Here is a 17,562-nt window from a genome sequence, read left to right on the forward strand (position 1 = left end):
TTATCGTGAACACGCCTGAACGAGATCCTGCCATGAGTGAAGAGATTCTGATCAACATCACGCCGATGGAGTCGCGCGTGGCGGTGGTCGAAAACGGTGTGCTGCAAGAAGTCCATGTTGAGCGCACGCAAAAGCGCGGGATCGTCGGCAACATCTATAAAGGCAAGATCGTCCGCGTGCTGCCGGGTATGCAGGCGGCCTTCGTCGACATCGGCCTGGATCGCGCGGCATTCATTCACGCCGCCGAAATCTCCCTGCGCGAAGGCCCGGCGGTGGAAAGCATCAGTGCGCTGGTGCACGAAGGCCAAAGCCTTGTCGTGCAAGTCACCAAGGATCCGATCGGTTCCAAAGGTGCGCGGTTGACCACGCAACTGTCGATCCCGTCGCGCTATCTGGTGTACATGCCGCGTACTGCCCACGTCGGCATCTCGCTGAAAATCGAAGACGAAGCCGAGCGCGAACGCCTCAAGCAAGTGGTCAGCGATTGCGTGGCCAAAGAAGGGATCAAGGAGGCGGGCGGTTTCATTTTGCGCACTGCCGCCGAAGGCGCTGGCGCCGATGAAATCCTCATGGATATCCGTTATCTGCGCCGCTTGTGGGACCAGATCAACGAACAGATCAAGACCATTTCCGCGCCGAGCGTGATCTACGAAGACCTTGGTCTGGCGCTGCGTACCCTGCGTGATCTGGTCAACCCGAAGATCGAGAAGATTCGCATCGACTCCCGGGAAACGTTCCAGAAAACCACGCAGTTCGTCGCCGAACTGATGCCGGAAATCGCTGATCGTCTGGAACACTACCCGGGTGAGCGGCCGATTTTCGACCTGTACGGTGTCGAAGACGAAATCCAGAAAGCCCTCGAGCGCAAAGTGCCGCTGAAATCCGGTGGTTATCTGGTGGTCGATCCGGCGGAAGCCATGACCACCATCGATGTGAACACCGGAGCTTTCGTCGGCCATCGCAACCTCGAAGAAACCATCTTCAAGACCAATCTCGAAGCGGCCACCGCGATTGCCCGGCAGATGCGCCTGCGCAATCTGGGCGGGATCATCATCATCGACTTCATCGACATGGAAGATGAAGAGCACCAGCGCCAGGTGCTGCGCACTCTGGAAAAACAGCTGGAGCGCGATCACGCCAAGACCAACATCATCGGCATCACCGAGTTGGGCCTGGTGCAGATGACCCGCAAACGCACCCGCGAAAGTCTCGAACAAGTGCTGTGCGAACCGTGCAGCAGTTGCCAGGGGCGCGGCAAACTGAAAACTGCGGAAACCATCTGTTACGAGATCTTCCGCGAGATTCTCCGTGAAGCCCGCGCCTATCAGGCCGAGGGCTACCGAGTGTTGGCGAACCAGAAAGTGGTCGACCGTTTGCTCGATGAAGAATCCGGTAACGTTGCCGAACTTGAAGGCTTCATCGGCCGCACCATACGCTTCCAGGTGGAAACCATGTATTCCCAGGAACAATATGACGTGGTGCTGCTCTGAACCCCTGCGTCACACCTTTTTCACCGCGGCTGGCCTCAGCTTTTCGCAGTATTTTTGCCATGGGAGCCAACTGACATGGAGCGTCTGACACGCATTTTGGCCGCAATCACCCGCTGGGGGCTGGGCCTGTGCGCGTTGGTTTTGGTATTGATGGCGTTGTACGTCAGTCTCGGCCGCGAACTGACGCCGTTGGTGGCCGAATATCGCGCTGACATCGAAGACAAGGCCAGTGCCGCCCTCGGCATGCCGTTGCAGATCGGCGAGCTGGAGGGCAACTGGAGCGGTTTTGCGCCGATCCTGCTGGCTCACGATGTGATGGTCGGCGACGGCGCCAATGCCTTGCGTCTGGATCGGGTGCGCGCCGTACCGGATTTGTGGGCCAGTCTGTTGGCTCGCGAAGTGCGTATTGCCCACCTCGAACTCAACGGTCTGAAAATCAGCCTTAAAGAGGCAGAAGACGGCAGTTGGGCGCTGGAAGGTCTGCCGATACAGAACGATCAGCCGCTCGATCCGCAACAGTTGTTCAATCGCTCGCAGATGATTCAGCAACTGTCGGTGCTCGACAGTCAGGTGACCTTGCAGCCGCAGGATCACGCGCCGCTGACGCTCACCTATGTCGGTCTCAATCTGAAAACCGGCGCCAGCCGTCAACGGCTCGATGCGCGTTTGACCTTGCCGGATGGCCAGCCCGTTGCACTGAGCCTGCGCACGCGGATTCGCCCCGAGCAATTGAAGGACAGTGTGGTAGACGGTTACGCCAGCCTGCCGCAAAGCGACTGGTCGAAGTGGCTGCCGGAGCGTCTTACCCAACAATGGAATTTTTCCGAGATCAAGGCCGGTGGTGAACTCTGGGTCAACTGGGCCAAGGGCACGCTGCAGAGTGCCGCGTTACGCTTGAATGCTCCGCAACTGACCGGCGCCTATGCCGATCGCAAGCCGATCCAGATCAATAATCTGGCGCTTAACGCCTACTACGAAAACAGTGATGAGGGTGCGACCGTTACCCTCGATTCACTGGCGATGAGTTTCGGCGAGAACCGTTGGGAGTCGCATGTACAGCTGAAGCAGACGCGCGCGACCGACAAGGTGGACGAGCTCTGGCACTTGCAGGCGGATCGTCTCGATCTGACCCCGATCACTCCACTGCTGAATGCGTTGGGGCCGTTGCCGCAAGGTTTCGCCACGGCCGTTGATCATTTGAAAGTCACCGGTGGTCTGCGCAACGTGCTGCTGGATTTTCGCCCCAATGCCACCGATGGCAACAAATTCAGTTTCGCCACCAATCTGGACAATGTTGGTTTCGACGCCTATCACGGCGCTCCGGCAGCACGAAACGTCAGTGGCAGCCTCAGTGGCAACCTTGACGGTGGCGAGTTGCGCCTGGACAGCAAGGATTTTGTCCTGCACCTCGATCCGATTTTCGCCAAGCCATGGCAGTACATTCAGGCTAACGCCCGGCTGACCTGGAAGCTCGATAAAGACGGCTTCACCCTGATCGCGCCGTACCTGAAGGTGCTCGGCGAGGAGGGCAAGATTGCCGGTGATTTCCTGATTCGTCTGCATTTCGACCATAGCCAGGAAGACTACATGGACCTGCGGGTCGGTCTGGTCGAGGGCGACGGTCGCTACACCGCCAAATACCTGCCCGAAGTCCTGAGCCCGGCGCTTGACGAGTGGCTGCGCACGGCCATCCTCAAAGGTGCTGTCGATCAGGGCTTCTTCCAGTATCAGGGCTCGCTTAACAAGAACGCCGGGGAGGCCGACCGCAGCATCAGCCTGTTCTTCAAGGTGCACGATGCCGAACTGGCGTTCCAGCCGGGCTGGCCGCACGTGAGCAAGGTCAGTGGTGACGTGTTCATCGAAGACAGTGGCGTACGGATCTGGGCCAATAAGGGGCAGTTGCTCGACACCCAGGTCAGCGATGTATTCGTCAACATTCCCCACGTACCGGCCGGGCAACACACGCACATGTATCTCGATGGCGCGTTTGCCGGTGGCCTCGGTGATGGCCTGAAAATCCTTCAGGACGCACCGATCGGTACCGGTGAGACCTTTGCCGGTTGGGAAGGCGCGGGCGATCTGCAAGGCAAGCTCAAGCTCGATATCCCGTTGGACAAGGGCGGTGACCAGCCGAAAATCCTCGTCGACTTCAAAACCGCCAATGCGCGGCTGAAACTGGCTGAGCCGAAACTGGAGCTGACTCAGCTCAAAGGCGATTTCCGCTTTGACAGCGGCAAAGGCCTCAGCGGGCAGAACATCGCCGCGCGTGCCTTCGACAAACCGGTGACTGCGCAGATCTTCGCCGATGGCAGCCCTGGCAAACTCAGGACTCGGGTGGCGGCATCCGGGCAGGTCGAAGTGAAGAAACTCACCGACTGGCTGGGTGTGAGCCAACCGTTGCCAGTATCCGGGACCATTCCCTATCAGTTGCAGCTCAATCTCGACGGTGCCGACAGCCAGTTGATGGTCAGCTCCAGCATGAAAGGTGTGGCGGTGGACTTGCCCGCGCCGTTCGGTATGGCGGCGGATGTCGGTCGCGACACGGTGTTCCGCATGACCTTGCAGGGGCAGGAGCGGCGTTACTGGGTCAACTACGACCAACTGGCCAATTTCACCTTTGCGGCACCGCCGAGCAATTTTGCCGAGGGCCGTGGCGAGTTGTTCCTCGGGGCCGGCGAAGCGGTGCTGCCGGGCGCCAAAGGCTTGCGGATTCGCGGGGTGCTTTCGGAGCTGGATGTCGCGCCGTGGCAGGACCTGGTCAACAAATACGCCGGGCAGGATCCGGGCGGCAGTGCCAAGCAATTGCTCAGCAGTGCTGATTTCAAGGTCGGCAAACTCACGGCTTTCGGGACGACACTGGATCAGGCGTCGGTGCAGGTCAATCGCAAGCCGGGCACCTGGAATCTGTCCCTCGACAGCCAGCAGGCCAAAGGCTCGGCGAGCCTGCCAGACGCCAAGGGCGTGCCGATTGCGGTCAATTTGCAGTACGTGAAACTGCCAGCACCGGACCCGACGGTTCAAGCTGACGAGAACTCGCCGGATCCGTTGGTATCGGTCGATCCGACGAAAATTCCGGCGCTGGATATCACCATCAATCAACTGTTCCTCGGCCCGGATCTGGTCGGCGGCTGGTCGCTGAAGGTGCGCCCGACCGCCAAAGGCATCGCTCTGAACAACCTCGACATGGGCCTAAAAGGCATCCTGTTGCAGGGTAATGGCGGCTGGGAAGGCACGCCGGGTGCAACCAATAGCTGGTTCAAAGGCCGGATTGGCGGCAAGAACCTTGCTGATGTCCTCAAGGGCTGGGGCTTTGCTCCAAGCGTGACCAGTGAAGAATTCCACATGGACGTCGATGGCCGCTGGCCGGGCTCGCCGGCATGGCTGGCGACCAAGCGCTTCTCTGGCACCCTCGATGCATCGTTGAACAAAGGCCAATTTGTTGAAGTGGAAGGCGGCGCGCAGGCATTGCGGGTGTTCGGTCTGCTTAATTTCAACTCCATCGGCCGGCGTTTGCGTCTGGATTTCTCTGATCTGTTCGGCAAAGGCTTGAGCTACGACCGGGTCAAAGGCCTGCTGGTGGCAAACAATGGCGTGTACGTCACCCGTGAGCCGATTCGCCTGACCGGTCCTTCAAGCAATCTGGAACTGGACGGCACTCTGGATCTGGTCGGCGACAAGGTCGACGCCAAATTGTTAGTGACCTTGCCGGTGACCAACAACCTGCCGATCGCTGCGCTGATCGTCGGCGCACCAGCGGTCGGCGGCGCGTTGTTCCTGATCGACAAGCTGATCGGTGATCGGGTGGCGCGCTTTGCCAGTGTGAAGTACACCGTCAAAGGCCCATGGAAAGAGCCGAAAATCACCTTCGACAAGCCTTTTTGAGTAGCATGACCCTATTCCCGATGTAGGAGCTGCCGCAGGCTGCGATCTTTTGATTTTGTTTTTGACGAGCCAGATCAAAAGATCGCAGCCTGCGGCAGCTCCTACACGGTTATGTGCAGATTCCGAGGAGCGGCCATGTCTTTAGCGGTGATTCAAATGGTCAGCCAGAGCGACGTGCTGGCCAATCTGGCTCAGGCCCGGCGCCTGCTCGAACAGGCTGCGGCCAGTGGCGCCAAGCTGGCGGTGCTGCCGGAAAACTTCGCTGCCATGGGCCGTCGTGACGTTGCTGACATCGGCCGCGCCGAGGCGCTCGGCGAAGGACCGATCCTGTCGTGGTTGAAACAGACCGCCCGCGACCTCAAGTTATGGATAGTGGCTGGCACCTTGCCGTTGCCGCCGGTGGATCAGCCGACGGGCAAGGCTAATGCCTGCTCGCTGCTGGTCAATGAGTATGGCGAAATCGTTGCCCGCTATGACAAGTTGCATCTGTTCGATGTCGATGTGGCGGACAATCGCGGCCGTTACCGCGAATCCGATGACTATGCTTATGGCAGTGGCGTCGTGGTTGCCGACACGCCGGTGGGCAAGCTCGGTCTGACTGTGTGTTATGACTTGCGCTTTCCCGAGTTGTACAGCGAATTGCGAGCCGCCGGTGCCGAGCTGATTACCGCTCCGTCGGCCTTTACTGCGGTGACCGGCGCAGCGCATTGGGATGTGCTGATTCGCGCGCGGGCCATCGAGACCCAGTGTTATGTGCTGGCCGCAGCGCAGGGCGGAACCCATCCGGGACCGCGGGAAACCTTCGGCCATGCAGCGATCATCGACCCGTGGGGCCGCGTGCTGGCGAGTCAGGATCAAGGCGAAGCGGTGTTGTTGGCCGAACGCGATAGCGATGAACAAGCGTCCATCAGGGCGCGAATGCCGGTGACGAGTCATCGACGGTTTTTCTCGCAGGGCGCCCAGCGGCCTGCTTCAGAACACGAATTTAAGGCGTAAACCTATGAGCGAGTTGTTGTCCTCAGTCAGTGATCACCTGTTGGCGCCCGGCGGCGTGACGATCGAGAGCCTGCAAGGCGTGCTCGGCGATCTGGCCGGCCCCGGCATCGATGCTGCCGACCTGTATTTCCAGGGCCAGATCTCCGAGTCCTGGGCGCTGGAAGACGGCATCGTCAAGGAAGGCAGCTTCAACCTCGATCAGGGTGTCGGCGTCCGCGCGCAGTCCGGTGAAAAAACCGGTTTTGCCTACAGCAACGCGATCACCCACGAAGCCCTTGGCGCAGCGGCCCGTGCCGCGCGCTCGATCTCCCGCGCCGGGCAGAACGGCACGGTGCAGGCGTTCACCCCGCAGGATGTCGCGCAACTGTACGCGCCGGACAACCCGCTGGAAGTGCTGAGCCGCGCCGAGAAGGTTGAACTGCTCAAGCGTATCGATGTGGCTACCCGCGCGCTCGACCCGCGTATCCAGCAGGTCAGCGTGAGCATGGCTGGCGTCTGGGAGCGGATTCTGGTGGCGTCCACCGACGGCGGGCTGGCGGCGGATGTGCGCCCGCTGGTGCGTTTCAACGTCAGCGTCATCGTTGAGCAGAATGGTCGTCGCGAGCGCGGCGGGCACGGCGGCGGCGGTCGTACCGACTACCGTTATTTCCTCGCCGAAGACCGCGCCATGGGTTATGCCCGTGAGGCGCTGCGTCAGGCGCTGGTGAATCTGGAAGCAATTCCGGCACCGGCCGGTACGTTGCCGGTGGTGTTGGGTTCGGGCTGGTCTGGCGTGCTGTTGCACGAAGCCGTCGGCCACGGTCTGGAAGGCGACTTCAACCGCAAGGGCAGCTCGGCCTACAGCGGGCGCATGGGCGAAATGGTTGCTTCCAAGCTGTGCACGATCGTTGATGACGGCACCTTGAGCGGCCGTCGCGGTTCGCTGAGTGTCGATGACGAAGGCACGCCGACCGAGTGCACCACGCTGATCGAAAACGGCGTACTCAAGGGCTATATGCAGGACAAGCTCAACGCGCGCCTGATGGGTGTGGCTCGTACCGGTAACGGTCGTCGCGAATCCTACGCGCACCTGCCGATGCCACGGATGACCAACACCTACATGCTGGGTGGCGAAAGCGATCCGGCAGAAATCATCGCCTCCGTGAAGAAGGGCATCTACTGCGCCAACCTCGGCGGCGGTCAGGTCGATATCACCAGCGGCAAGTTCGTGTTCTCCACCAGCGAGGCGTACCTGATCGAAGACGGCAAGATCACTGCGCCGGTCAAAGGCGCGACGTTGATCGGCAACGGCCCCGAGGCGATGAGCCGGGTGTCGATGGTCGGTAATGATCTGGCGCTGGACAGCGGTGTGGGCACGTGCGGCAAGGATGGGCAATCGGTGCCGGTAGGCGTCGGTCAGCCGACGTTGAAAATCGATGCGATCACCGTGGGTGGCACGGGCGCATAAATAAACGTGTGTAGGAGCTGCCGCAGGCTGCGATCTTTGCTCTTAAGATCAAAGGATCGCAGCCTTCGGCAGCTCCTACAGGGGCGAGATATCAACGCAGGCCGCGTTGAGTCTCGTCCAGCTCACGGATGTACTTGAAGATCTTGCGGCTGGAGGCAGGAGGTTTGTTTTGCGCAACCTCGTGCTGAGCCTGACGGATCAGGGAACGCAGTTGCTGGCGATCGGCGTCCGGGTACTCGACGACGAATTTCTCCAGCACGGCATCGTCGCCCGCGATCAGGCGATCACGCCAGCGTTCGAGATTGTGGAAACGCTCGTTGTACTGACGAGTCGAGGCATCGAGTTGATCGAGCAGCGTGAGAATCGCGTCAGTGTCCTGATCGCGCATCAGTTTGCCGATGAACTGCAAGTGCCGTTTACGCGCGATGTTCGCGGTGTGCTTGGGCGCATCGGCCAGAGCCCGGCGCATGGCGTCGGTCAGCGGCAGTTTTGCGATCAAGTCTGGCTTGAGTGTGGTCAGGCGCTCGCCGAGGTCAACCAGAGCATGCAGCTCGCGTTTGACCTGAGATTTGCTTTTTTCTCCCGTATCGAGGGAGTCGTCGTAAGAATCAACCATGGTGGCAGTCCGCAAAGAAACGCCGCCATGATAACCAGTCGGGGGCCGCTTGTCCGGCCCGGTCGCTCGATGACCCCAGCCGAAAGCAGAATTTGAGTGGAGATGAGCATGAGTGCAGTTCAAAGCGTCGGCCCGCAGGCATTGCCGGCACTGCAGGAACAAGTCGAGCAGATCATCGCCGAAGCCAAGCGTCAGGGCGCCAGCGCCTGCGAAGTCGCGGTGTCGCTCGAGCAGGGGCTGTCGACTTCGGTGCGCCAGCGCGAGGTCGAAACGGTCGAGTTCAATCGTGATCAGGGCTTTGGCATCACGCTGTATGTAGGTCAGCGCAAAGGCTCGGCCAGTACCTCGGCGACCGGTCCGGATGCGATTCGCGAAACCGTCGCTGCGGCGCTGGCCATCGCCAAGCATACGTCGGAAGACGAGGCTTCTGGTCTGGCTGATGCAGCGTTGATGGCCAAGGAACAGCACGATTTTGACCTTTTCCACGAGTGGGACATCACCCCGGAGCAGGCTATCGAGAAGGCTTTGCTCTGTGAAGCGGCGGCGTTCGACGCCGATGCGCGGATCAAGAACGCAGACGGCACTACCCTGAGCACCCATCAGGGCTGCCGGGTTTACGGCAACAGCCACGGTTTCATTGGCGGCTACGCATCGACCCGACACAGCCTGAGTTGCGTGATGATTGCCGAGGCCGACGGCCAGATGCAGCGCGATTACTGGTACGACGTGAGCCGCCAGGGCAATCTGCTGGCGGATCCGGTGAGCATTGGTCAGCGTGCGGCGCAACGCGCAGCGAGCCGTCTGGGCGCGCGTCCGGTGCCGACTTGCGAGGTGCCAGTGCTGTTTTCCGCAGAGCTGGCGGGCGGTTTGTTCGGCAGCTTCCTCTCAGCGGTGTCCGGCGGCAGCCTGTATCGCAAATCGTCGTTCCTTGAAGGCACTTTGGGGCAGAAGCTGTTCCCGGAATGGCTGACCATTGATGAGCGTCCGCACTTGATGCGGGCAATGGGCAGTGCTTCGTATGACGGTGATGGTCTGGCAACGTATGCCAAACCGTTCGTCGAAAAAGGCGAGTTGGTGTCGTACATCCTCGGTACTTACTCCGGGCGCAAACTGGGTATGCCGAGCACCGCCAACGCTGGCGGCGTGCATAACCTGTTCGTGACCCACGGCGATGAAGACCAGGCTGCGCTGTTGAAGCGTATGGGGCGTGGCTTGCTGGTCACTGAGTTGATGGGCCATGGCTTGAACATGGTCACCGGCGACTATTCGCGCGGGGCGGCAGGCTTCTGGGTCGAAAACGGCGAAATCCAGTTTGCGGTGCAGGAAGTGACCATCGCCGGCAACATGCGTGACATGTTCAAGCAGATCGTTGCGGTGGGTAATGATCTGGAGTTGCGCAGCAATATTCGCACCGGCTCGGTGTTGATCGAACGGATGACGGTGGCGGGCAGCTAACCCCAGTCGTCACACCAAAAGGCGCGCCACCTCATCGGGTGGCGCGCCTTTTTTATTGGCTCCACACAAAACCCTGTGGGAGCGAGCCTGCTCGCGAAAGCGATTTTACTGTCGACCGCCAGGGTGACTGACAGGACGCCTTCGCGAGCAGGCTCGCTCCCACCCTGAAATCTGCATCGCTCGGCACTCTTGTTTTGGTTCTCATTATCATCTAATAATAAATCTCATTATCGGATGAGCCCCGGATCATGAGTTCTGCCTTGCACGAGCAGCCGTACCTCGAAAGCTGGCGCTGGATGAGTCGCCAGATCCGTTGCGCGATGGATTCTGACGAGCCGCGCCTGATCGAACATTACCTGGCCGAAGGCCGGTATCTGTCTTGTTGCACCGCGACCTCGCCCTGGATGGTCGCCGAAACCTCTTTCCGTTTGCTGCTCGACACCGCCACCGACATCGCTTTGCCGTGGCACTGGCGCAGCCTCTGTCTCGATCAAGCCTGGCGTCCGTTGCGTGAAATGGAGCGCCTTTCTCTGTGCAAATGCCGGCTTAAACGCTGGCAGCGCTACACCTGGCAGCTCGCCACTTGCGAGTTGCTTCCCTCGATTCCTCTCATTGAATTAGTCCAAGGATTTACCGATGACCAAGACACGTATTGAGCGCGACAGCATGGGCGAACTGCAGGTGCCGGTGGACGCTCTCTACGGCGCGCAAACCCAGCGCGCAGTGGATAACTTCCCGATCAGCGGCAAGCCGATGCCGACGCAATTCATCCGCGCACTGATCCTCGCCAAAGCGGCCGCCGCTCGCGCCAACGTTGAACTCAACCAGATCAGCGCCGCACAGGGCAAAGCCATCAGCGACGCCGCGCAAGGCTTGCTCGAAGGCGATTTCATGCAGCATTTCCCGGTGGATATCTTCCAGACCGGTTCCGGTACCAGTTCCAACATGAACGCCAATGAAGTGATTGCCACCCTCGCCAGCCGTCTGCTGGGTGAGCCGGTCAACGCCAATGATCACGTCAACTGCGGGCAGAGCAGCAACGACATCATTCCGACCACCATCCACGTCAGCGCCGCGCTGGCCCTCCATGAACAACTGCTGCCGGCGCTGCTGCACCTGGTGCAAGTGATCGAACAAAAGGCCGGGCAAGTGCATCATCACGTCAAAACCGGCCGCACGCATTTGATGGACGCGATGCCGGTGCGCATGAGCCAGGTACTCAATGGCTGGGCGCAGCAGCTCAAGGCCAACATCGCTCATCTGCAGGATCTGCTGCCAAGCCTGCAATCGCTGGCGCAGGGCGGCACAGCGGTCGGCACCGGGATCAACGCGCACCCTGAGTTCGCCGCGCGTTTCAGCCGCCAGTTGAGCCAATTGACCGACGTGCAATTCACCCCGGGCAAAGACTTGTTTGCGCTGATCGGTTCGCAAGACACCGCCGTCGCCGTCTCCGGCCAGCTCAAAGCCATCGCCGTCACTTTGATGAAAATCGCCAACGACCTGCGCTGGATGAACTCCGGCCCGCTCGCCGGCCTTGGTGAGATCGAGCTGGAAGCCCTGCAACCGGGCTCGTCGATCATGCCAGGCAAGGTCAATCCGGTGATTCCGGAAGCCACCGCCATGGTCGCCGCACAAGTCATCGGCAACGATTCGGTGATCACCATCGCCGGCCAGTCGGGCAACTTCGAACTCAACGTGATGCTGCCGATCATCGCGCAGAACCTGCTGAGCAGCATCGAACTGCTGGCCAACTCCAGCCGCCTGCTCGGCGACAAAGCCATTGCCACTTTCAAGGTCAACGAATCGCGCCTGAAGGAAGCGTTGTCGCGCAATCCGATTCTGGTCACTGCGCTCAACCCGATCATCGGTTACCAGAAAGCCGCCGAAATCGCCAAGCAGGCCTACAAGGAAGGCCGCGCGGTGATCGACGTCGCGCTGGAGCACACCGACCTGTCGCGCAGCCAACTGGAAGAGTTGCTCAATCCCGAGAAACTCACCGCCGGCGGCGTATAAACCCCGCAACCGCTTTGGAGGCTCACCATGGAGCACTGGAAACGCACGATCGAACGGGCCAATCGCTGCTTCATGCTGGGCGAACTGATCGACGCCCGTGAGGCGTACCTGCAAGCCCTGGCCCTGGCGCAAGTGTTGTTCGAACGTTGGGCAGATGCCGACGAAGCGGTGGCGGCCTGCGTCATCTCGCACCACAACCTCGCGGATTTGCACTTGCGTCTGAATCAGCCGGAGGAGAGCGCCGAATACCTCTGCGCTATTCACCAACGGCTGCTGCAAACCATGCAGGACGAACGTCAGCGCCTGGCCTTGCGTGAAGCGGCGCTGCGCCAGAGCAGCAAGACCTACGTCGAGCTGCTGAATTTCATCAGCGAACACGGCGAATACCCGCGTACCCAGCGTCTGCTGCACCCGGATACCGGCAATGCGCGCCGCGCGCCTGCCCCACATCACCATGGAGTCCATTGAAATGGCTTTTACCTTGCCTGCCTTGCCTTACGCCTACGACGCTCTTGAGCCGCATATCGATGCACAGACCATGGAGATTCACTACACCAAGCATCACCAGACTTACATCAACAACCTCAACGCCGCTGTAGAAGGCACTGAGTACGCTGAATGGCCGGTAGAAAAACTCGTCGCCAGTGTTCAGCAACTGCCGGAAAAACTGCGTGCAGCGGTGATCAATCAGGGCGGCGGTCACGCCAATCACTCGCTGTTCTGGGAAGTGATGGTGCCGAGCGGTGGCGGCAAGCCGGATGGTGCGTTGGCCAAGGCCATTGATGAGCAACTGGGCGGCCTCGACAGCTTCAAGGAAGCCTTCACCAAAGCCGCACTGACCCGATTCGGCAGCGGCTGGGCCTGGCTCAGCGTGACCCCGGAGAAAAAACTGATCGTGGAAAGCAGCGGCAACCAGGACAGCCCGTTGATGAATGGCAACACGCCGATCCTCGGTCTCGATGTCTGGGAGCACGCCTACTACTTGCGCTATCAGAACCGCCGCCCCGAATACATCAATGCGTTCTACAACGTAATCAATTGGCCTGAAGTGGCTGCGCGCTATCAGGCCGCACTGGTTTAAGTCTTCTATAAAAACAATCCAAGGCTGACTATGGGCACTGAAACACTGGCGATCGGAAGTGGGCGTATGTTTCGTTACGCAGTGGGATCGCTGTTGCTGTTGGCGGGCATGACCTTGCTGGTCGCCCACGGGCTGGAATGGCTGAATCTCGAACCGAGGCTGTCGCGGGCGTTGCAGGGTGGTGCGATCTGCGCCCTGGGCACGGCGCTTGGCGCTGTGCCGGTGCTGGTGATTCGGCGTATGCCGCAGGCGCTCAGCGATACTTTGCTGGGGTTTGGCGCCGGCGTGATGCTAGCGGCGACGGCGTTTTCGCTGATCGTACCGGGAATTGCCGCCGCCGAAAGCCTGGGTCTGACTCCGTGGGGTGCCAGCGGCCTGATCTGCTTCGGCATCATGCTCGGCGCTTTCGGGCTGTATCTGGTCGATCGCAAAGTTTCCGGCGCCTCACCGGAAATGCTCGTCGGCACGGTCGAGCATCCGGTCATTCCGCCGCGGATCTGGTTGTTCGTGTTTGCCATCATTGCCCATAACATTCCTGAAGGCATGGCCGTTGGCGTTTCTGCTGGCGGCGGCATGCCGGATGCGGACAGTCTGGCCATGGGCATCGCTTTACAGGATGTGCCGGAAGGTCTGGTGATTGCATTGGTCTTGGCCGGGGCAGGGATGTCGCGGGTCAAAGCATTTTTAATCGGAGCGGCGTCAGGTCTGGTCGAGCCGGTGTTTGCGCTGCTGTGTGCCTGGCTGGTCGGTCTGGCGCAGGTATTGTTGCCGATAGGTCTGGCACTGGCGGCGGGGGCGATGTTGCTGGTGGTGACCCACGAGGTCATCCCGGAATCACGACGCCATGGTCATGAAAAACTGGCCAGTCTTGGCTTGTTGATCGGGTTTTGTCTGATGATGGTGATGGATACGGCGTTGGGTTGAAGTAGATCAACAGATCGCAGCCTTCGGCAGCTCTTACGGGGAAGATTTGTGCGTCGCGGGCTGCGATTTTTTGCCTCAGGTTTTCAACCACCTTCGCCGAAGTAGTCGTTGATCAGATCAACCAATGCCTGCAAGGCTTCATCAGCCTGTTCACCCTCGGTACTCAGTTGGATGACCGTACCCTTGCCGGCAGCTAGCATCATCATGGCCATGATGCTTTTTCCGTCGACCATGGATTCGGGAGTGCGCCCGACTCTGATAGTACAATTCTTGAACTCGCCAGCAACCCCGACAAACTTGGCCGATGCGCGGGCATGCAGGCCCAGCTTGTTGATGATTTCGATTTCCAGAGCAGGCATCGCGGTGTGAATCCTTTAAGTGAGGTCGCGGTGGCGAACCTGGACGTTCTTCAGGGTTTTCTGCAGGGCCTGACCCAGACGTTCGGTCAGGTAGACGGAGCGGTGATGCCCGCCGGTGCAGCCAATGGCAATGGTGACGTAGGCACGGTTGCTGGCGGCGAAGCGCGGCAGCCACTTGTGCAGGTAGGTGAAGATGTCCTGAAACATTTCTTCGACCTCCGGCTGTGCCGCCAGGTATTCAGCCACCGGCGCATCGAGACCCGATTGCGCACGCAGTTCCGGCTTCCAGTACGGATTGGGCAGGCAGCGCACATCGAACACCAGATCCGCATCCACCGGCATACCGCGCTTGAAGCCAAATGACTCGACCAGAAACGCCGTGCCCGGCTCCGGTTGATTCAGCAGGCGCAGCTTGATGCTGTCGCGCAACTGGTACAGGTTGAGGTTGGTGGTGTTGATTTTCAGGTCGGCGAGGTCGGCGATCGGGCCGAGCAGGGCGGTTTCATCCTGAATCGCCTCGGCCAGCGAGCGGTTGGCGTTGCTCAGCGGATGGCGACGGCGAGTCTCGGAAAAACGCTTGAGCAGGGTTTCTTCGTCGGCGTCCAGATACAGAACATCGCACTGGATGTGTTTGGCCCGGACATCTTCAAGCAGCTCGGGAAAACGGGTCAGATGACTCGGCAGGTTGCGCGCATCGATCGATACGGCCACCAGCGGTTGCGCCAGTTCAGTGTGAATCAGCGCGCGTTCGGCCAGTTCCGGCAGCAAACCTGCGGGCAGGTTGTCGATGCAGTAATAGCCGTTGTCCTCAAGGACATCCAGAGCGGTACTCTTACCCGAGCCGGAACGGCCGCTGACGATGATCAAACGCATGATTAATGCCCGTTTTGCTCGTCCAGGACAACCTGATACAAGGCTTCGTTGCTTGCGGCGCTGCGCAGTTTATCGCGCACGTCCTTGCGGTCGAGCATGCTGGCGATCTGGCGCAGTAGCTCCAGGTGTGCATCGGTGGCGGCTTCCGGGACCAGCAAAACGAACAGCAGATCAACCGGCGCACCGTCGATGGCGTCGAAATCAATAGGTGCTTCAAGGTGCATCAGCGCACTGATAGGCGCTTCGCAACCCTTGAGACGGCAGTGAGGAATGGCGATGCCGTTGCCAAAACCGGTGGAACCGAGTTTTTCACGGGCAATCAACGCCTCGAAGACATCTTGCATCTCCAGAGCCGGCACTTCGCGGGCGATCAGGTTGGCAATTTGTTCGAGGGCTTTCTTTTTACTGCCGCCCGGCACGTTCACAAGGGAACGGCCGGGGGTCAGGATACTTTCAAGTCGGATCATGGAATGGGGGGTTATCGACCGGTCGCGCCCTGGAGCAGGCTCTGGGTCTTTTCCTTATGCTTTTTGAGTTGTTTATCCAGCTTGTCGGTCAAGGCGTCGATCGCGGCATACATATCGGTATGTTCTGCGTTGGCGACCACTTCACTGCCGGGGATATGCAAGGTGGCTTCGATTTTCTGCTTAAGCTTTTCGACGCACATCGTGACTTGCACGTTGGTGATCTTGTCGAAATGGCGCTCTAATCGTTGAAGTTTCTCATTGATGTAGTCGCGCAGAGGTTCGGTCACTTCCAGTTGGTGTCCACTGATGTTGACTTGCATACAGCTTCTCCTTCGTTGCCAGTGCATAAAGCGGCAGGCTGGATAGCCTGCCACTGGAACGCTGTAACGTGGCTTACATCAACCGCTTGCGTTCGCTCGAAGGCGCGATCCCTAAGGATTCGCGGTACTTGGCGACGGTGCGGCGAGCCACCTGAATGCCTTGTGCCTCCAGTAAACCAGCGATCTTGCTGTCACTCAACGGCTTTTTCTGATTTTCCGCGGCAACCAGTTTTTTGATGATCGCGCGGATCGCCGTGGACGAGCATTCGCCGCCTTCGGAAGTGCTGACGTGGCTTGAGAAAAAGTATTTCAGCTCATAAATACCGCGCGGGGTATGCATGAATTTCTGGGTGGTCACCCGCGAAATCGTCGATTCGTGCATGCCGACCGCTTCGGCGATGTCATGCAGGACCAACGGCTTCATGGCTTCGTCGCCGTACTCCAGAAAACCGCGCTGATGCTCGACGATCTGGGTGGCAACTTTCATCAGGGTTTCGTTGCGGCTCTGCAGGCTCTTGATGAACCAGCGGGCTTCCTGCAACTGGTTGCGCATGAAGGTGTTGTCGGCGCTGGTGTCGGCTCGACGGACGAAACCGGCGTACTGGGCGTTGACGCGCAGGCGCGGCACCGATTCCTGGTTCAACTCGACCAGCCAGCGCTCATTGTCCTTGCGCACAATGACGTCAGGCACAACGTATTCGGCTTCGGTGGATTCGATCTGCGAACCTGGGCGCGGATTAAGGCTCTGCACCAGTTCGATGACCTGACGCAGTTCGTCTTCCTTGAGCTTCATGCGGCGCATCAACTGGCTGTAGTCGCGGCTGCCCAGCAGGTCGATGTAATCGCTGACCAAGCGTTTCGCTTCAGCCAGCCAAGGTGTCTTGGCCGACAACTGGCGCAATTGCAGCAGCAGGCATTCGCCGAGGTTGCGCGCGCCGATGCCGGCCGGCTCGAACTGTTGAATGCGGTGCAGGACGGCTTCGATTTCGTCCAGTTCGATGTCCAGCTCCGGGTCGAACGCCTCAAGAATTTCTTCGAGGGTTTCGTCCAGGTAGCCCTGATTGTTGATGCAATCGATCAGGGTCACGGCGATCAGGCGATCGGTATCGGACATAGGTGCGAGATTCAGTTGCCACAGCAAATGGCTTTGCAGGCTCTCGCCGGCAGAGGTGCGGGTGGTGAAGTCCCACTCGTCATCATCGTTGCTGGGCAGGCTGCTGGCGCTGGTCTGGTAGACGTCTTCCCAGGCGGTATCGACCGGAAGCTCGTTGGGGATGCGCTCGTTCCATTCGCCGTCCTCGAGGTTGTCGACCGTCGGGGCGGTTTCCTGATAGGACGGTTCCTGGATCTCGGTGTTGGGCTTCTGTTCGGCGTTGTCAGCCATGGGGTCGGAATTATCGAAGTCTTCGCCTTCTTCCTGGCGTTCGAGCATCGGATTGGATTCCAGCGCCTCCTGGATTTCCTGTTGCAGATCCAGGGTCGACAATTGGAGCAGGCGGATGGCCTGTTGCAGCTGCGGTGTCATCGTCAGCTGCTGGCCCATTCTCAAGACTAGCGATGGTTTCATGGCAGGGGCTTAACACCTTATTCGCCGGCGCTATGCGCCATCCACTACAGGGCGCCGAGGCGCCAAACTTAA

16 protein-coding genes are annotated in these 17,562 nt (G+C 59.7%); 10 read left to right on the plus strand and 6 right to left on the minus strand.

What is annotated here, in order from left to right:
- Positions 1-32: 32 nt before the first annotated feature.
- The 4 genes from rng (at position 33) to tldD (ending at position 7,815) form a co-directional block, all read left to right on the plus strand.
- Positions 33-1,490: a ribonuclease G gene (gene rng / locus CCX46_RS04340; RefSeq protein ID WP_034154470.1), complete on the plus strand. Its 1,458-nt coding sequence runs from the start codon at positions 33-35 to the stop codon at positions 1,488-1,490.
- A gap of 75 nt (positions 1,491-1,565) precedes the next feature.
- On the plus strand, positions 1,566-5,372 hold the full coding sequence (locus CCX46_RS04345; RefSeq protein ID WP_127925829.1) for a YhdP family protein: 3,807 nt from the start codon (positions 1,566-1,568) through the stop codon (positions 5,370-5,372).
- A 135-nt stretch (positions 5,373-5,507) separates the two neighbouring features.
- Complete coding sequence (locus CCX46_RS04355) at positions 5,508-6,368, plus strand: carbon-nitrogen hydrolase family protein (RefSeq protein ID WP_127925830.1); 861 nt, start codon at positions 5,508-5,510, stop codon at positions 6,366-6,368.
- A gap of 4 nt (positions 6,369-6,372) precedes the next feature.
- Positions 6,373-7,815, plus strand: coding sequence for a metalloprotease TldD (gene tldD, locus CCX46_RS04360; protein WP_127925831.1), 1,443 nt, complete (start codon positions 6,373-6,375; stop codon positions 7,813-7,815).
- 91 nt (positions 7,816-7,906) lie between these two features.
- On the opposite strand, the gene yjgA is transcribed toward tldD, so the two are convergent.
- On the minus strand, positions 7,907-8,431 hold the full coding sequence (yjgA, locus tag CCX46_RS04365) for a ribosome biogenesis factor YjgA (RefSeq protein ID WP_007915377.1): 525 nt from the start codon (positions 8,429-8,431) through the stop codon (positions 7,907-7,909).
- A 108-nt stretch (positions 8,432-8,539) separates the two neighbouring features.
- On the opposite strand from yjgA, the gene pmbA reads away from it, so the two are divergent.
- From pmbA to CCX46_RS04395, 6 genes are all read left to right on the plus strand, one after another.
- The gene (pmbA, locus tag CCX46_RS04370; protein WP_127925832.1) at positions 8,540-9,886 is read left to right on the plus strand and encodes a metalloprotease PmbA; all 1,347 of its coding nucleotides are present in this window, start codon (positions 8,540-8,542) and stop codon (positions 9,884-9,886) included.
- 248 nt (positions 9,887-10,134) lie between these two features.
- Complete coding sequence (locus CCX46_RS04375) at positions 10,135-10,542, plus strand: FagA protein (protein ID WP_127925833.1); 408 nt, start codon at positions 10,135-10,137, stop codon at positions 10,540-10,542.
- Positions 10,523-11,899, plus strand: a complete 1,377-nt coding sequence (locus CCX46_RS04380) for a class II fumarate hydratase (protein WP_127925834.1) — start codon at positions 10,523-10,525, stop codon at positions 11,897-11,899. Before CCX46_RS04375 ends, CCX46_RS04380 begins: the two co-directional genes overlap by 20 nt.
- 27 nt (positions 11,900-11,926) lie before the next feature.
- Positions 11,927-12,367: a hypothetical protein gene (locus CCX46_RS04385; protein ID WP_016984162.1), complete on the plus strand. Its 441-nt coding sequence runs from the start codon at positions 11,927-11,929 to the stop codon at positions 12,365-12,367.
- Between the two features lies 1 nt (position 12,368).
- The gene (locus CCX46_RS04390) at positions 12,369-12,980 is read left to right on the plus strand and encodes a superoxide dismutase (protein WP_122597935.1); all 612 of its coding nucleotides are present in this window, start codon (positions 12,369-12,371) and stop codon (positions 12,978-12,980) included.
- 30 nt (positions 12,981-13,010) lie between these two features.
- Positions 13,011-13,904, plus strand: coding sequence for a ZIP family metal transporter (locus CCX46_RS04395; RefSeq protein ID WP_127925835.1), 894 nt, complete (start codon positions 13,011-13,013; stop codon positions 13,902-13,904).
- Between the two features lie 83 nt (positions 13,905-13,987).
- Here CCX46_RS04395 and CCX46_RS04400 read toward each other — a convergent pair whose 3' ends face one another.
- The 5 genes from CCX46_RS04400 to CCX46_RS04420 all read right to left on the minus strand — a co-directional run bounded on the left by CCX46_RS04400 (position 13,988) and on the right by CCX46_RS04420 (position 17,490).
- Positions 13,988-14,263, minus strand: a complete 276-nt coding sequence (locus tag CCX46_RS04400) for an HPr family phosphocarrier protein (protein WP_038357532.1) — start codon at positions 14,261-14,263, stop codon at positions 13,988-13,990.
- A gap of 15 nt (positions 14,264-14,278) precedes the next feature.
- Positions 14,279-15,136 (minus strand): RNase adapter RapZ, encoded by an 858-nt coding sequence (gene rapZ, locus CCX46_RS04405; protein ID WP_038357533.1) that lies wholly within the window; start codon positions 15,134-15,136, stop codon positions 14,279-14,281.
- A 2-nt stretch (positions 15,137-15,138) separates the two neighbouring features.
- On the minus strand, positions 15,139-15,603 hold the full coding sequence (gene ptsN, locus CCX46_RS04410) for a PTS IIA-like nitrogen regulatory protein PtsN (RefSeq protein WP_127925836.1): 465 nt from the start codon (positions 15,601-15,603) through the stop codon (positions 15,139-15,141).
- An 11-nt stretch (positions 15,604-15,614) separates the two neighbouring features.
- The gene (hpf, locus tag CCX46_RS04415) at positions 15,615-15,923 is read right to left on the minus strand and encodes a ribosome hibernation-promoting factor, HPF/YfiA family (protein ID WP_047299778.1); all 309 of its coding nucleotides are present in this window, start codon (positions 15,921-15,923) and stop codon (positions 15,615-15,617) included.
- 73 nt (positions 15,924-15,996) lie between these two features.
- Positions 15,997-17,490 carry an RNA polymerase factor sigma-54 gene (locus CCX46_RS04420; protein ID WP_127925837.1) on the minus strand — a complete coding sequence of 498 codons (1,494 nt, stop codon included), beginning with the start codon at positions 17,488-17,490 and terminating at the stop codon, positions 15,997-15,999.
- Between the last annotated feature and the right edge of the window lie 72 nt (positions 17,491-17,562).

It is taken from the genome of Pseudomonas sp. RU47 (assembly GCF_004011755.1).
GTDB lineage: Bacteria > Pseudomonadota > Gammaproteobacteria > Pseudomonadales > Pseudomonadaceae > Aquipseudomonas.

Bases quoted from the DNA above. Each gene is read 5' to 3' on its own strand.
- rng (WP_034154470.1), top strand. From the start codon at position 33: ATGAGTGAAGAGATTCTGATCAACATCACGCCGATGGAGTCGCGCGTG.
- CCX46_RS04345 (WP_127925829.1), top strand. From the start codon at position 1,566: ATGGAGCGTCTGACACGCATTTTGGCCGCAATCACCCGCTGGGGGCTG.
- CCX46_RS04355 (WP_127925830.1), top strand. From the start codon at position 5,508: ATGTCTTTAGCGGTGATTCAAATGGTCAGCCAGAGCGACGTGCTGGCC.
- tldD (WP_127925831.1), top strand. From the start codon at position 6,373: ATGAGCGAGTTGTTGTCCTCAGTCAGTGATCACCTGTTGGCGCCCGGC.
- yjgA (WP_007915377.1), bottom strand. From the start codon at position 8,431: ATGGTTGATTCTTACGACGACTCCCTCGATACGGGAGAAAAAAGCAAA.
- pmbA (WP_127925832.1), top strand. From the start codon at position 8,540: ATGAGTGCAGTTCAAAGCGTCGGCCCGCAGGCATTGCCGGCACTGCAG.
- CCX46_RS04375 (WP_127925833.1), top strand. From the start codon at position 10,135: ATGAGTTCTGCCTTGCACGAGCAGCCGTACCTCGAAAGCTGGCGCTGG.
- CCX46_RS04380 (WP_127925834.1), top strand. From the start codon at position 10,523: ATGACCAAGACACGTATTGAGCGCGACAGCATGGGCGAACTGCAGGTG.
- CCX46_RS04385 (WP_016984162.1), top strand. From the start codon at position 11,927: ATGGAGCACTGGAAACGCACGATCGAACGGGCCAATCGCTGCTTCATG.
- CCX46_RS04390 (WP_122597935.1), top strand. From the start codon at position 12,369: ATGGCTTTTACCTTGCCTGCCTTGCCTTACGCCTACGACGCTCTTGAG.
- CCX46_RS04395 (WP_127925835.1), top strand. From the start codon at position 13,011: ATGGGCACTGAAACACTGGCGATCGGAAGTGGGCGTATGTTTCGTTAC.
- CCX46_RS04400 (WP_038357532.1), bottom strand. From the start codon at position 14,263: ATGCCTGCTCTGGAAATCGAAATCATCAACAAGCTGGGCCTGCATGCC.
- rapZ (WP_038357533.1), bottom strand. From the start codon at position 15,136: ATGCGTTTGATCATCGTCAGCGGCCGTTCCGGCTCGGGTAAGAGTACC.
- ptsN (WP_127925836.1), bottom strand. From the start codon at position 15,603: ATGATCCGACTTGAAAGTATCCTGACCCCCGGCCGTTCCCTTGTGAAC.
- hpf (WP_047299778.1), bottom strand. From the start codon at position 15,923: ATGCAAGTCAACATCAGTGGACACCAACTGGAAGTGACCGAACCTCTG.
- CCX46_RS04420 (WP_127925837.1), bottom strand. From the start codon at position 17,490: ATGAAACCATCGCTAGTCTTGAGAATGGGCCAGCAGCTGACGATGACA.